General features: G+C 61.3%; 13 protein-coding genes and 1 pseudogene. 9 read left to right on the top strand and 5 right to left on the bottom strand.

Translation table 11 applies throughout. The features are described from left to right. Positions 1-17: 17 nt before the first annotated feature. Positions 18-482 (top strand): annotated as a pseudogene (locus tag R2N16_RS15155) (MliC family protein). On the opposite strand, the gene R2N16_RS15150 reads toward R2N16_RS15155, so the two are convergent. The 5 genes from R2N16_RS15150 to R2N16_RS15130 all read right to left on the bottom strand — a co-directional run bounded on the left by R2N16_RS15150 (position 479) and on the right by R2N16_RS15130 (position 5,267). After that, positions 479-1,444, bottom strand: a complete 966-nt coding sequence (locus R2N16_RS15150) for an MBL fold metallo-hydrolase (protein WP_316666557.1) — start codon at positions 1,442-1,444, stop codon at positions 479-481. The pseudogene R2N16_RS15155 and the gene R2N16_RS15150 overlap by 4 nt on opposite strands. 38 nt (positions 1,445-1,482) lie before the next feature. Next, on the bottom strand, positions 1,483-1,935 hold the full coding sequence (locus R2N16_RS15145; RefSeq protein ID WP_316666556.1) for a DUF192 domain-containing protein: 453 nt from the start codon (positions 1,933-1,935) through the stop codon (positions 1,483-1,485). Positions 1,936-2,025: 90 nt separating this feature from the next. Next, on the bottom strand, positions 2,026-3,282 hold the full coding sequence (locus R2N16_RS15140; protein ID WP_428984135.1) for a cytochrome-c peroxidase: 1,257 nt from the start codon (positions 3,280-3,282) through the stop codon (positions 2,026-2,028). A gap of 71 nt (positions 3,283-3,353) precedes the next feature. Then, entirely contained in the window at positions 3,354-4,868 is a 1,515-nt protein-coding gene (locus R2N16_RS15135; protein ID WP_316666553.1) for a metallophosphoesterase, read from the bottom strand. Between the two features lie 186 nt (positions 4,869-5,054). Then, positions 5,055-5,267 carry a hypothetical protein gene (locus R2N16_RS15130; RefSeq protein WP_004631913.1) on the bottom strand — a complete coding sequence of 71 codons (213 nt, stop codon included), beginning with the start codon at positions 5,265-5,267 and terminating at the stop codon, positions 5,055-5,057. Between the two features lie 278 nt (positions 5,268-5,545). Here R2N16_RS15130 and R2N16_RS15125 point away from each other — a divergent pair, with 278 nt between their 5' ends. The 8 genes from R2N16_RS15125 (at position 5,546) to R2N16_RS15090 (ending at position 14,751) form a co-directional block, all read left to right on the top strand. After that, positions 5,546-6,028 carry a sugar dehydrogenase complex small subunit gene (locus R2N16_RS15125; RefSeq protein ID WP_316666552.1) on the top strand — a complete coding sequence of 161 codons (483 nt, stop codon included), beginning with the start codon at positions 5,546-5,548 and terminating at the stop codon, positions 6,026-6,028. A gap of 260 nt (positions 6,029-6,288) precedes the next feature. Beyond that, positions 6,289-7,539 (top strand): NADP-dependent isocitrate dehydrogenase, encoded by a 1,251-nt coding sequence (icd, locus tag R2N16_RS15120; RefSeq protein ID WP_024974950.1) that lies wholly within the window; start codon positions 6,289-6,291, stop codon positions 7,537-7,539. A 178-nt stretch (positions 7,540-7,717) separates the two neighbouring features. Then, on the top strand, positions 7,718-8,971 hold the full coding sequence (locus R2N16_RS15115) for a tyrosine-type recombinase/integrase (RefSeq protein ID WP_316666551.1): 1,254 nt from the start codon (positions 7,718-7,720) through the stop codon (positions 8,969-8,971). 37 nt (positions 8,972-9,008) lie between these two features. Then, positions 9,009-9,668, top strand: coding sequence for a hypothetical protein (locus tag R2N16_RS15110; protein WP_316666550.1), 660 nt, complete (start codon positions 9,009-9,011; stop codon positions 9,666-9,668). A gap of 509 nt (positions 9,669-10,177) precedes the next feature. Next, complete coding sequence (locus R2N16_RS15105; protein WP_316666549.1) at positions 10,178-10,528, top strand: hypothetical protein; 351 nt, start codon at positions 10,178-10,180, stop codon at positions 10,526-10,528. After that, positions 10,515-12,314 carry a DUF927 domain-containing protein gene (locus R2N16_RS15100; RefSeq protein ID WP_316666548.1) on the top strand — a complete coding sequence of 600 codons (1,800 nt, stop codon included), beginning with the start codon at positions 10,515-10,517 and terminating at the stop codon, positions 12,312-12,314. The genes R2N16_RS15105 and R2N16_RS15100 overlap by 14 nt, the downstream gene beginning before the upstream one ends. A gap of 371 nt (positions 12,315-12,685) precedes the next feature. Then, positions 12,686-12,997: a hypothetical protein gene (locus tag R2N16_RS15095; protein ID WP_316666547.1), complete on the top strand. Its 312-nt coding sequence runs from the start codon at positions 12,686-12,688 to the stop codon at positions 12,995-12,997. Between the two features lie 137 nt (positions 12,998-13,134). Beyond that, on the top strand, positions 13,135-14,751 hold the full coding sequence (locus tag R2N16_RS15090; RefSeq protein ID WP_316666546.1) for a restriction endonuclease: 1,617 nt from the start codon (positions 13,135-13,137) through the stop codon (positions 14,749-14,751). The last annotated feature ends 18 nt before the right edge of the window (positions 14,752-14,769 follow it).

Raw genomic sequence — 14,769 nt, 5'->3', positions numbered from 1 at the left:
TTCCTGGAGACGGAGCCATGCGTCGTTTTGCAACTGCAGTGATGTTTGGGCTGGCGTTGGGCGCTGGCGTGTTCAGCGGGATCGCCACCGCGCAGCAATCGCCGGTGCCCGGCATGTCGACCGACGACCTGAACACCGCGCTCGACTTTGCCAAGGCCGGTCTCAACAAGGCGATCGACTAGGCGCGTGCGTATTCCGCGTTGCCCATCAAGGACCCGCGCGACGTGCGCTACACGTGCGAGGGCGGCAAGACGCTCGTGGTGAAATACATGACCGTGGGGGATACGCCGCTGGCCGCCATGACCCTCAACGGCAAGACGCTGGTGTTTGCCAACGTGATGGCCGCTTCGGGTGCGCGCTATGCGTCGGGCCCGTATGTGTGGTGGACGAAGGGCCCCACCGGTTTCCTCGCCGACGAGACCCTCGGCAGCCGCAATCAGCTCTACCAGGATTGCAGCGAAGCCACCAGCGGCCGTCCTTAGATTTCCTGCAGATCGTGCCCGACGATGATTTCGCCCTTGAAGTGTGGGCGCACGGCATCCAGCCAGACTGAATCTTCCAGATACGGATAGCCGCCGGGCACGAAGTGCGACAGCACCAGCGTCTTCACCTTGGCTTCGGTGGCGATGCGGCCGACCTCTTCGGTGGAGGTATGGCTTGCCAGCAGATGCTCGCGCAGCGTCTTGGCGTTGGGCTCGGTGGACAGCAGCTTGTCGAGCGACGGCAGGTGCATCACCTCGTGTACGAGCACATCGGCGCCGTAAGCCAGGCGCACGAGGTTTTCGCTCGGCGCCGTATCGCCGGAGATGACGATGGAACGGTCTGCCGAATCGAAGCGAAACGCAAATGCCGGCGACACCGGCGGGTGCTTGACCAGCGCGCTCGTCACCTTCACGTTGGCATCCTGCATGACCAGCCCGCCTTCGGTCAGTTCGTGCGGGTGGATCATCGGCGCCAGCGGTGGGCGGCCTTCATCGGCAATCCGGGTGCGGATGTCGTAGTCGTACAGTTCGAGGAACTTGGTCGTCATCGCGGCCAGCGGGGGTGGTCCCCAGGCGTCGACGGGGCCGGTCAGATCGGTGGCCCATGCGAGCAGCATCAGCGTGCCGTAATCGGCGTTGTGATCGGAGTGCTGATGCGTGATGAAGACGTGGCGGATGTCCTTGAGCTTGAGGCCCGCCGTCACGTACTGGCGTGCGACACCGTTGCCGCAATCGACCACGTACGACACGCCGTTGATGACGATCACCTGCGCCGGCGCCGAGCGGTTCTTCTTGGGCGTCGGGCCGCCGGCGGTGCCCAGCAGGATCAGCCGCGTGCCCTTCTTGGGCGCATCGGCGGCCGAGGCGCCCAACGGCAAACCTGCCGACGCGGCACCCGCACCCAGGGCCAGCGCACCGGCTTGCCGCATCCAGCGGCGACGGTTGTTGTCGAAAGCGTGCATGCGGCGGTTTCCTCTCTGTTGTTGGTTGCGTGTGTGTTTCAGCGGGGGAGTCCGTCCACCTTCATGCCGGGCTTGATGCCCTTGCGTGCGAACCAGCCCTTGTTCATTTCCAGCGCATAGCTGCCGGCACGGGTGGGGCAGTGGTTGTCTTCGGTTTGCGGCTTCATCTCTGCAATGTCGGAGATGGTGCCGTCGTCGGTGATGAAGGCGATGGACAGCGGCAGGTCGGTGTTCTTCATCCAGAAGCAGTGGCCGGCGGATTCATCGAACACGAACAGCATGCCGGCGGTGTCGGGCATGGTCTTGCGGAACATCAGGCCGGTTTCGCGCGTTTGCGGGGTGGCCGCCACCTCGGCTTTGACCTTGTACATGCCGAGGGTCAGGTTGACCACCGGCAGGCCGGTATTGGGGGCAGTGGGAGTCTGGGCAAGCGCCCCGGTGGCGGCAACGGCCAGCGATAGAGCGGCAAAGAAGCGGGACAGGGGGGTCATGGCGCGAACGGGTCAGAAAAGAAACGCTCCATGATCGGCACTCGGCCAGCCGGCGTCAATGAGACGGCGGCCGGCCGGGCGACGAAGTTGTTACCGCGTATTGGCGGCGTGGCGTTCAGTGGCGACCGTCTTGGCGTCCGGCTTGGGCGCATGCGCAGAGCGGGCTTTGTCCGCCGCCGCATCGGGTATCAGAGCCACATAACGCGCATCGGTGAGCGTGCGCAGGAACGCAACAATGTCGTCGATCTCGTCTTCCGTCAGGGCAGGTGTGGCGCCGGGGCGGCGGTTCATCGGCACGGCATTCACGTTGATGTTGCCCTGGTATTTGGTGGGCACGTCGTTGAAACGCTTGCCGCCGGGGTACCACTGCGCGGGGTCGGTCGAGCGCGTGGCATAGAAGGCCACGGTATCGCGCAGCGTGCGGAACACGCCGTTGTGCATGAACGTCTGGCGTACCGCCACGTTGCGCAGGCCCGCCGTGCGGAAATAGCCGCACCACTGATCGGGCTCCGGCCACTTGAGCGTGTGGGCGGTCTGGCACAGGCCAACGTCGAAGTGGCGTGCGTCCTTGTTGGCAGGCAGCAGCGGGTTGCGCGGCACGGCGATGGCGTCGTAGCCGAAATCCGTGAACAGCGAGCGCTCCGGCCGTGACGACGATTCCACCATCAGGTGGCACGACGCGCAGTTGCCCTTGTCCGGGTTGCGGAACAGGGCGAGGCCGCGCATCTCGGCGGGGGACAGCGGCGTGCGCTTGCGCAGGAAATCATCGAAGCGCGAGGTGAACGGTGCCAACTCGTCGCTCTGGAAATACGCCTCCAGCGCCTTGCCCAACGCGCTGACAAGGCGTTCGGGCTCACGCACCGTATCGGCGCCGAACTGCTTCGTCAACGCGTGGCCCAGGTCGGTGCCGGCCACCTTGCGCTGCAGGTCGCGCGCTGACCGGTTGCCCATTTCATCGGGATTGAACAGCGGGCCGCGGATCTGTTCCGGGATGGAATCCGCCCGGCCATCGGCAAAGAAACCGCCGAACGGCGACGGGAAGCTCGCGTCGTCGTCCTGGAAGAAATAGCGATGCGGGATGTAGCGCAGATACAGCAGTGACGGCGCATTGCGTGCCGCCATATGCCCGGGGCGGCTGCCTGCCGGTACGCCGATGCGTAGCGCCTCGCCCTTCAGCGTGGGCGCGAAGGCGCGGCCCGGGTCGTGGCATGCCGCGCACGACGTGCCTTGCGGCTCCGACAGGCGCGGGTCCAGAAACACCCGCTTGCCGAGCGCGACGAGGTTCGGGTCCGGCTTGAACGCGGTCGACTCGGCAGGCGGTGGCACAGCGTCCAGCCTTGGCGTCATGCCGATCGATTCAGCCAAGGCCGCACCCGGCAAGAGTGCGGCGGCAACCAGCAGCGTGATGCTCAGGGCCTTCAAGGTGCGACGAAGCCCGTCTTGTCGCACACGAGGCTCGTGCCGTTCTGCGTGCAGGTGGTCAGCAGCTTGCCGGCCACGGTATAGGCTTTGAACAGCCACCCCTTGGCGGGGGCGGCCTGGCGGTCCATCACCATGAAGCCGAACGAGTTGTTGTGCGAGATGCTGCCAACCGTCACGCCCGAAGCGGGGCTGATTGCCGGGAACGGATCGGGCAGGGCCACGTCGAGCGAATCGCCTGCGTTGCCTGCAATGATGGTCGCAGGGTGGTTGCTGGTGAAGTTGATGGCCTGGAAGTCGTGCACGTGGCCGTGCAGTGCGACTTGCACGCCCGGCGGGTAATAGGCCGTGGCGTTCAGGCTGTTCATGACCGACAGCAGCGCTGCATTGCCGCCCAGCGGCGTGCTGCCCGCGATCGGCACGAAGCCCAGGATCGGGTGGTGGTTGGTGAAGATCGACATCACACCGGGCTTGGCGGCCAGCGTGCCCACCGTGCTGAACTGCTTCTGGTAGGTCTGGAACCACGGGTCGGTCGTCGCCAATGCCGTCGTGCCGGCCTTGGCCGAATCGAACACGATGACCTGCGTATCGCTGCCGATGGCTACGGCGTATGGGTCCGACGCGTTGGCGCCAGTGTCGTTGGCCGGGTCGTCGCACGAGCGGGCGGCGGCGTACGGGCGCGGGTCCAGGAAGCGGTACCAACCCTGGCCGGCGCGCGCACATTCTTCGTGGTTGCCGCGTACCAGCACCCACGGGGCCGCAGCCATCAGCGGTGCGGCGGGCTGGAACAGGTCGGCCTGCCACGTATCCCAGCCGTAGCCCCACGGGCTGCCCTGGCAGCCGGCCACGTCGGGCGGGCAGGCATTTTCGCGGTAGTGGTAGTCGCCCACGTGCAGCACGAGGTCGGGATTCATCTTGGCGGCCGTGGCGGCAGCGTTGGCAAACGGCCACGACAGCGGGTCGTTACACGACTGGAACGTGTTGCTCGACTTCTTCATGCGGCAGCCGGTGTCCGCCAGGATCACCACACGCTGCGGGTTTGCCTTGGGCAGCGGCAATGCGCGTGAGCCGATCGACGCGGCCTTGGCGGTGGATGCGACGGTGGCTTCGCAGGCGTTCACAGGGAAGGACGAGGCTTTCGAATCGCTGGCGGCGCTGGCCGTGTTGCGCTGCGCCGGAGTGCCGGCGGCCACACGCAGCGTCATCCGCGTGGAGGTGCCGTCCACCGTCAGCAGCGGGCAGACCGAGCTGTCGACGGGCGAGGCGCTGTTCGTATAGCTCGTGACAGCGCGCACAACAGCCTGGTTGCTGTCGCCGATCTCGACCCACGCGGCCTGGATGTTGGCGTCAGCCGTGGCTGCATCCGACGGCGTGGCCGTCGACACCAGCGTCGAATCAGACGATGAGCCACCGCAGCCGGCAATCACGGCGGCAGCGGCCAGCGCGGCAAGAGAGAACATCGTGAGCACGGTGCGTTTTCGTTGCACCGGAGCGAACATCGATCGGAATTCCATTGCGCCATCCCTGTTTCTTGTTGTGAGGAACGGGCAAGGTACTCAAGCTTGATGGCGCTATTTTGACAGCCCCGCATGCGCGCTCGGGATTTCCGCACGGCAGGCGAGGGCGAAAAAAAAGCAGATGCATAAGCACCTGCTTTTTCTGTATCGGCCGAGCCACGTGGGCCTGGCAGAAACACAAGCTTATTGCTTGGCGGCGTCAGCAGCCGGAGCCGAAGCGTCAGCAGCCTTCTTGGCAGCCTTCTTGTGGTGGTGCTTCTTGGCCTTCTTGGCCTTCGGAGCAGCCTTTTCGGCAGCAGCCGGAGCAGCAGCTGCGTCAGCAGCCGGAGCGGAGGCTTGAGCGAACACACCGGTGGCGAACAGGCCGGCGATCAGGGCAGCGATCAGCTTCTTCATGGTGAATCCTTTTATAGATCAGTGAGTTAACCAACGACCCGCTAAATGAGTCATCTGCAATAACGCAGGCCGTTACAGGCGCGTTGACACGTCGCGTTGAAATTTTTGTGGGGGCGACAAAAGCCTTCGTGCTTCCTGATCCGCGAATGTGGCGCATGTTGCGCTGCGCAAGAAAGATGCCTGCCACCGGACGTTCGGCGCCTGCGTTTCGGATCGATCTGATTGGACCGGGGCGCCCGCGCCGAGAGAATGCGAGCCGATTTTGCTCAAGGCTCGCTGTGTCTCTCCCGCCGTCATCTCCCCGCCCCACCAAGCCCGCCTCGCCCATCCAGCCTGCCCGTTTCCGGCGCCGCGATTTCGTCCTCGGCTGCGGCGCGTTGATTGGGTTGGGCGCCGTGCCCGGCTTCCGGCCGCCTACGCACGACGTTTCCAGCTTCGACGATTTCATGCTCGTGTCGCAGACGATCTCCGGCGCGACGCTGGATCGCCACGCGGGGTTGTCCCGTTTCAGCCATTTGCACCGGACTGACGATCGCTTTATCGAACACATCCAGACGCTCGCGTGGTTGGTCCGCCGGCATCCGGGCCTGGATGGCGCGGGCCTGATCCGATTGCTCGATGCCGGCAACGCGTCCGATCTGCGCGCCGCGTTGGCCCGACTGGTGGATGCCTGGAGCGCCCGATTGGACGTGGATTCCGCGTGGGTCGAGGCCCGGGCCCCCTTCGCCCGGGCTCCTGGCCCCGGCTTGCCCGGCAGTTGACAGCAGCCTTGCCGCGTTGGGGAGTATGGCGGATGGTGAAATTTTCCGGCATAATGCGAAATTAACTCTTGTGTCTTATATAAGAGTTGCGGCTTACGCGAGATGCGAGATTTGTGCGGTGCATCGTGAGAGCGTCACCGTAGGCCGTTAGAATCGCCAATTCATTGCAGCGCGCCACGCCGGCCAACCCGTGAGCGGCACGCTGTGCTGTCAACCCCCACCGTCCACCCGCTAACCTGCGGTCTGCACTGGAGTCGTCCATGTATCAACACATCAAGGTCCCGGCCGGCGAGAAGATCACCGTCAACCAAGACTTCTCCCTGAACGTTCCGAACAACCCGATCATTCCTTACATCGAAGGTGACGGCACCGGCTTCGACATCACCCCGGTGATGATCAAGGTGGTGGACGCAGCGGTTGAGAAGGCTTACAAGGGCGAGCGCAAGATTTCCTGGATGGAAATCTACGCCGGCGAGAAGTCGACCAAGGTGTACGGCCCCGACGTGTGGCTGCCGGAAGAAACCCTGCAAGTGCTGAAGGACTATGTGGTGTCCATCAAGGGCCCGCTGACGACGCCGGTGGGCGGCGGCATCCGTTCGCTGAACGTGGCGCTGCGCCAGGAACTGGACCTGTACGTCTGCCTGCGCCCCGTGCGCTACTTCAAGGGCGTGCCCTCGCCGGTCAAAGAGCCGGAGAAGACCGACATGGTGATCTTCCGCGAGAACTCGGAAGACATCTACGCCGGTATCGAGTTCGAAGCCCAGAGCGACAAGGCCAAGAAGCTGATCAAGATCCTGCAGGACGAGTTCGGCGTGAAGAAGATCCGCTTCCCCGAAACGTCGGGCATCGGCGTCAAGCCGGTCTCGAAGGAAGGCACCGAGCGCCTGGTGCGCAAGGCCATCCAGTACGCGATCGACAACGACAAGCCGTCGGTCACGATTGTGCACAAGGGCAACATCATGAAGTTCACGGAAGGCGGTTTCCGTGACTGGGCCTACGCACTGGCACAGAAGGAATTCGGCGCCGAGCTGATCGACGGCGGCCCGTGGTGCAAGTTCAAGAACCCGAAGACGGGCAAGGAAATCGTCGTCAAAGACGCCATTGCCGACGCCTTCCTGCAGCAGATCCTGCTGCGTCCGGCCGAGTACTCGGTCGTGGCCACGCTGAACCTGAACGGCGACTACATCTCCGACGCACTGGCCGCGCAGGTCGGCGGTATCGGTATCGCCCCGGGCGCGAACCTGAGCGACTCGGTTGCCATGTTCGAAGCCACCCACGGCACGGCACCGAAGTACGCCGGCAAGGACTACGTGAACCCGGGTTCCGAAATCCTGTCGGCCGAAATGATGCTGCGCCACATGGGCTGGACGGAAGCCGCTGACCTGATCATCTCGTCGATCGAGAAGTCGATCCTGTCGAAGAAGGTCACGTACGACTTCGCGCGCCTGCTGGAAGGCGCGACCCAAGTGTCGTGCTCCGGCTTCGGTCAAGTGATGATCGACAACATGTAAGCACGTTTCAGCCAGTATCAGGCTGACGCACAAAACCCCGGTAGATCAATGGTCTGCCGGGGTTTTTTGTTTCAGGCAGTATCACGCGGTATCATGAAAACACTCCATCAAGGAGTGTAAAAAGGAGTGGAATTGGGGCGTGTAAGCACTCCAAACACTCCACTTGGAGGGTGATTCCATGCGTCACTTCAACTATGTGCTGACTCCGACCCGGATCAACAATGCCAAGCCGAAGGAGGGGCGGTACAAGCTGGTCGATGGCGGTGGCCTGTTCGTGCTGGTCGCGCCAGGTGGCGCTAAGACCTGGGCCTACCAATACCGGTTGGGCGGCAAGCGCCGCGAAGTCACCATAGGGCGCTATCCCGAAATCAGCGTGGCCGATGCCCGGGACCGGCATGCTGAATACCGGGCGATGGTCGAGCATGGCGAAGACCCGGCCACGCACAGGCGTGAAGAGAAGGCTGAACGTGTGGCGCGCGCAGCGATAAACGCCGACGAAGGCCAGTTCAAAGCGTTTTCCCTCAAGTGGATCGATGAGCGTCTGGCCGGCAAGACGGAGGGCTACCGCAGTCAGATCAAATCGCGCCTAGAGCGGTTTGTTTGGCCAGCCATCGGGCGCAAGGCGTTGGAGGACGTGAAGCCGGCGCACGTCCTAGGAATCATTGAGGAACTGCGGCCGACACCGAATACGGCGGAGGGCGTGCGCGCCCTCATCCAGCAGTGCTACGACTACGCCATCCAGAAGCTGCTCGTGGAGTCGAACCCAGCACGGCCCCTGCGCGGCGTCATCACCGTCCCCAAGGCTGAACACCATCGCCACTTATCCGAATCCGAGCTGGGTGCGTTCTGGCGGGCGCTTGGCAAACAGGGAGCGCACCCGTCCACGACTGCCGCCGCCCAACTGCTGATGTACAGCATGTGCCGGAAGAACGAGGTGCTACGCGCTAGGTGGTCGGAGTTCGATTTCGACAAAGCCCAGTGGGACATTCCCGCCGAACGGATGAAGTCGCGCCGGCCGCACCGGGTCTACCTGTCGCGCCAGGCGCTAGAGGTGCTGGAGATTATGCGGGCGCTCAGCGGAGCGGGTGAATATGTGTTTCCCTCCGTGAAGATCGCAAGCGTGCCGTTGGCCGATGCAACGCTGAACCACCTCTTTAAGCGCTTGGACTTCGGCGTGCCCGAGTTTTCCCCGCATGGCACGCGCGGTACGGCAGCAACGCTGCTACGCGAGAACGGATTCAGTCGGGACGTGGTGGAGCTGCTGCTGGCCCACACTGAGCGTAGCCAGACGGCGGCAAGCTATCACCACCATGAGTTGGAATCGGAGCGGCGCAAGGCGCTGCAATACCTCGCGGATGAAATCGACCGGCAGGCGGCTATTTCGGCGGCTGGCAACGTGGTGAGCATCAAGGGTCGCGCTGAATCCGCCTAGGGGGCACTAAATTGGAGGTGACATGTGAAGGTGCGCGATGAGTAGAAAAATCCACGAGGGCGACTACCGAAGATTGACCCTGAATCAAAAGATTGACGGTATCAGGGTAGATGCTGCGGGCATTTGGCCAGATGACAGCGCATACAAGGAGGTTCTGGATTCTCTTACCGGCGAGGAAGCGGCAGCGCTACTCGAAAGGCCGGACGGATGGACTCCAGGCGAGCCCTACATCCGGTTTCCGTGCACGCTCGCAGAGCTATATAAAGCGCTTGGAGTGTATTCGGACGCTATTGATGAAGACATAGCGTCTGAATACAAAGATGTTGTCCTCGAGTCGGGGGCATCAGCAGAGGGCGCACCTGTTGAAGATTGGCTGCCCCCGAAGAATGCAAGCCAAGCGAGTGAAGCTCTGGCCGACACTGGAATTACCCGGCACTCGGCAATTACCAAGCGCGCCAACATCCTGGCCCCCGAAATTGACGATGCTGTCAAGAAGTTAGGTATGGATGTGAATCGGATCTATCCGTATCTGCGAGAGCGAGCATTGAGTGAGGAGGGGCCGTTTACAGGTGTTGCATCCGATGGCGCACTGAAATACACGGATGCCAACAACAAGGAAAAAGTGCTCACCCGCGACGCACTCGTCAAACGGTTGAAGTACCGCCAGCGGACATTAACCGCCGCTAGCGGACATTAACCGCCGTTATCCACCACATCTATCGACCAACGTAAAGGTAAGGCAAAGAATCCGTATCGCCCTGTAACACCTAAGTGCGGCGGCGATACAGCAGGGACATTCGTATCGCGCCGATCAAATGGAGTGATACGCAATGCCGAAGCCCGTTACCCCGCTGTCTGATTTCGACAGCCTCCCCAACGCCGCCCACGTCGATTGCAAGACCGTAGCGGCTCTCCTGTCCTGTACGCGCGCCACTGTCTGGCGTCGTTCCGCCGCGGGTCAATTGCCAAAGCCCCGCAAGTTCGGGGCATCTGCTCGCTGGAATGTTGGCGAACTTCGCGCAGTGCTCACTGGGGCATCCGTGAAGGAGGGCGTATGACTCCTGCATGCGACGACTGGATGACGCGCCTATGGAGCTTGGCTGCATGTCATGCCAATCTTGGCTTGATCGCTGATCTTCACGTACTGACGCTCATCGAGCTTTGGGGCGTCTATTGCTTCTTGGGCGGGATCGATGGGGGTGCTATATGAACGCTTCCCGCTGTCCCGATTGGCTGCAGCCGCTCCACCACGCTCGCGTATCCGGCCTGACACCACGTCACGGCTGGATTGTCGTTCAGGCTGGCGGGCGCGTTGGCAATTGGGTTCCCGCGCTGCCTGTTCCGGCTGGATACAACCCCCGTCATGACGACGACCTATCGGCTTTTCACGGCCTCGATTGTGAACTTCTGATCGATGACGACACTGGCTACGGTCTGGCGCGCGGCTTGGTTGCAGGGATCATGCAGGCGAGTCCGCTACGTCTCCTGTTACTGACCTGCGGGCGGCATCCCGCCATCGTCATCCTGAAACATGGGGGCGCGCATGGGTTTCAGTGACAGTCTGGTTCTCGCTACAGAGGAGGAGCAAGCTGCCTTCGTTGAGGCTCAGAAAATGCATGCTCAAGTTGCTGGGGCCGACGGCGAGTTGACGCAGCGCTATGGTGACGGTCGTTTCGACGTATCCAAGCGCGGTGTCTTCTACGTTGGCACTGATAAGGAGGGTAACGAGAAGCCGCCAATGTTTCTCTGCTCGCGGCTGGACATAATCGCCATGACTCGCGACACCAAAAGCGGTGAATGGGGCCGCCTGCTGGAATGGGGAGATGACGACCGCGTGATGCACCGATGGGCTATGCCGCTCGAACTGCTGCAAGGTGATGGCGCTGACTTTCGACGAGAACTGGCCCGTATGGGATTGACCATATCCCCTAACAAGGCAGCACGCGACATGCTGGCGTCATATGTCCAAGTCTGGCGTGTCAACGGGCGCGCGCGCTGCGTTGAACGCATGGGCTGGCATGGTGGCGCCTACGTGACGGCCAATGAATCCATTGGGAATAATGACGAGATTGTCGTATTCCAGAATGCCAGCGCAATGGAGCCCGCGTTGGCTCAGGCCGGCACGGTGGAGGACTGGCGGCAATCTGTTGGAGCGCTGGCGTCAGGTAATACCCGCATGGTGTTTGCCATATCTGTCGCCTTTGCGGGCCCACTGGCCGATGTGGCAAGCGAAGACTCGGGTGGCTTCCATCTGCGCGGCGGTTCGTCATCCGGCAAGACTACGGCGCTTAAGGTGGCTGCTTCCATATGGGGGGAACCATCGGCCTATGTCCGCATGTGGCGGGCAACGACCAATGGTTTGGAAGGACTGGCGGCACTGCATAACGATGGCCTACTGATTCTGGACGAGCTTTCTCAGATCGACCCGAGAGAGGCCGGAGATGCCGCTTACATGCTTGCGAACGGGCAAGGCAAGGCGCGGGCAACACGATCCGGAGCGGCGCGACAAGCAGCGCGCTGGCGATTATTGTTCCTGTCTGCTGGCGAAGAGTCTTTATCTGCGCTGATGTCAAAAGCTGGAAAGCGTGCGAATGCCGGCCAAGAAATCCGCCTCGCCGACATCGAAGCCGACGCTGGGGCTTGTATGGGCGCGTTCGAGCAGTTGCACGGTCATGCGACGCCGGCAGAGATGGCGTTAGCGATTAAGGACGCGGCGACGCGGTACTACGGTGCTGCGGGCATTGAGTGGCTACGGCGGATCGTAGCGGACCGTACCAACCTTACAGACATTCTGCATAGCGGTATGGCGCAATTCGTCAAGGAGGTGGCGCCGAGTGACGCTGCAGGGCAGGTTCTGCGCGTGGCACGACGCTTTGCACTGGTGGCCGTGGCTGGCGAACTAGCAACGCATTATGGCCTGACGGGATGGGAGGAGGGCGAATCGGAGCGAGCCGCGAAGACGTGCTTCATGGCGTGGCTAGACACCTTCGGCGGGGCGGGAAACCGCGAAGAACGAGCTGTGTTGGCGCAGGTACGCGCTTTCTTCGAGTCCCACGGGGCAAGCCGATTCGAGGCAATGAGCGCCACCGAAGATCAACGCATCATTAATCGAGCCGGGTTCTACCGTACAGATGCAGAGGGAGGTCGCGAGTACATCGTCTTACCGGAGTCCTTCAGACGTGATGTATGCGCTGGATTTGATCCGAAGACTGCGGTAAAGGCGTTGGTAGCACATGGATGGCTTGCGCTTGATGGCGACAAACCGCAGCGGCGCGAACGTCTGCCAGGTATGGGTCGAGTTCGATGCTATGTGTTCACGTCGCGTATGTGGGAGGAAGCATGAAGCTTGATTTTTCGCTACTGGACAAGCCGGGGCGATTTTCGAGTGTCCCAAATGTCCCGCGTGTCCAGGGAGCTGCAATCCCAGAACACACAAAGGAGTGTGAGAAGTCCGAGACGGGACACCCAGCGTATCTCATGAAGGTCCCGCGTGCCTCAATCTTCTCCCAGCAAGCCGGCATTGAACCTAACAACGATGCATTGGGGTGGGCTGGACATAGCGGGGAAGTGTCGCATGTCCCACCCGGAAAAACTCGCAAGCCCAATACAAATAAGGGTTCCGAGGGTTTGGGACATGCGGGACAAGTGGGACGCGGACAAAGCATTGAACCCCAACGCGTTCGCTATCCTCTGTCGGAGGACGGTGCGCCGTACATGCCCTACGTGGTGCCGATGGCGCCGGAGCGCGTGGATAGCTTGCTGGCGAATCTGTGGGACACCATCGGCAAGGTGGCCGACATTGAGGGGTGGGCGGTGGAGTGTCGAGTGGACCTGCTGGGCTTGGTGGCTCGCCAGCCTGTTGCTTCCCTGGTTGACGACCTCGCGTATTTCCAAGAGCGTTTGAATGCTATCGAGGCTATTGCCCGTGTAGCTGCAATCGAGCCGCTTGCGTTGCAGTTGCGAGAGACGCCCAAGTTGCCCATAAGCTGTGCTACTTACACCGTATCACGCTCCCGGCGCGGATAACCGGTTCGTTGTTAGGCGAACTATGCGTCGTGTCGTACGCATTGATAAAAACTTCCGGCGTCCTCGGTATGATCCGAGCAGACCACCAAAACCAAAAAATGGAGAGGAGTATGGCTCGCGGGGGATTTGTAAGTGCCATGAATCGCATTTCGCGCGAAATGGAGCGTTCGGCACGCGCATCACAACGTGCGCATGAACGAGGACTGCGGGACCAGGCACGCGCAATCAGAGAAGCGGAACGTGCGGAGCGAGCCCGTCAACGCGCACTGATTGCCGATGAAAAGGAGAACAGGCGCCTTTATGTCGAGTCTCAGCTAGAAGACGCTGCCGGTCAGAATCAGGAAATTGAGGAGCAAGTGGAGGCACTTGGCCAGATATTGACCGAAGGTCTAAGTCGCAATGCGGCTCTCGATTTTGCCAAACTGCGGGTGAGGCCGACGCATACGCCGGTAGACCTGTTCGGCCTGCCTCATTCTGAGCACGCTCCAGTTTGGGAGCGCTACGCTCCAGAGAAACCAAAAGGTTTGGCGGCCCTGTTCCCATGGGTCAAGAAAGCGCATGCACAACAGGAACTCGCTGCCAGACAGCGTTTTGATGCCGATGAGCGTAGCTACCAAGCAAAAGAGGCTATTCGTCAGGCTGAGATAAAGAAGCGCCATGACGCCCATGCACGTGAGGTAGAGCAAGCCGAACGCGATGCAAATGAGCACAATCAGCAGGTCGCGCAGTTTGAGGCGGCATTCCGAGCTGCCGACCCCGATGCCATCGCCACCTACTTCGTCACGGTACTTGAGCATGGGGCATATCCCGAAGGGTTTGCGCAGACATCCCAAATCGAGTTCCAACCTGAATCGAGGCAGCTAGTTGTCGCGTACGACCTGCCCGAGTACGACGAAGTTGTCCCGGCGACAAAGTCCGTTAAGTACGTTAAGGCATCGGACTCGTTTACGGAGTCGGCACGGCCCGAAAGTCAGCGCCGCACAATGTATGCCGATGCGGTAGCCCAAACCACACTACGGTCGCTTCACGAAATCTTTGCTTCGGACATTGCAGGACACGTTGAGACCGTCGTATTCAACGGATATGTGGAATCCATCGATAGAGGTACAGGCAAGCCGATTCGGCCGTGCATCATCACAGTCCGTACCACGAGAGAAGTATTTCTGGACATCGACCTAACACATGTTGATCCGTTGACGTGCTTGAAATCGCTGAACGCCTCAGTTTCCAAGAGTGCGGCGGAGTTGGCACCGGTACGCCCTGTGCTTGAATTGAACATGACCGACCCGCGATTCATCAAAGAAGACGATGTGCTTTCGACTCTCGACCAGCGGCCGAACCTGATGGACCTTACACCGGGCGAATTTGAATCGCTTATTACCAACCTGTTCCAGACGATGGGCCTTGAAACCCGTCAAACGCAGGCGTCGCGTGATGGCGGCGTAGATTGCGTGGCTTTTGATCCCCGCCCGATTTTTGGTGGCAAGGTCGTGATTCAGGCTAAACGGTACAAAAACACGGTGGGTGTCAGCTCCGTTCGCGATTTATTCGGCACCATGCAAAACGAAGGGGCGTCAAAAGGCATCCTGGTGGCTACTAGCGGCTATGGAAAGGCCGCATTCGAGTTTGCGAGTGGCAAGCCTATTGAGCTTCTCGCAGGTAGCAATTTGCTGTACCTGTTGAAAGAGCACGCCAACGTAGACGCCAAGATTGTCATGCCAGAAGACTCGAAAGACATTGGGCCGGATGACTGATGGTCGGCTTTGTCTGGC

Origin of the sequence: Ralstonia psammae (genome assembly GCF_958405935.1) — a bacterium.
Classification (GTDB): domain Bacteria; phylum Pseudomonadota; class Gammaproteobacteria; order Burkholderiales; family Burkholderiaceae; genus Ralstonia; species Ralstonia psammae.
The sequence above is the reverse complement of the archived record's forward strand: the minus strand, read 5'-3'. Positions and strand labels throughout refer to the sequence as shown.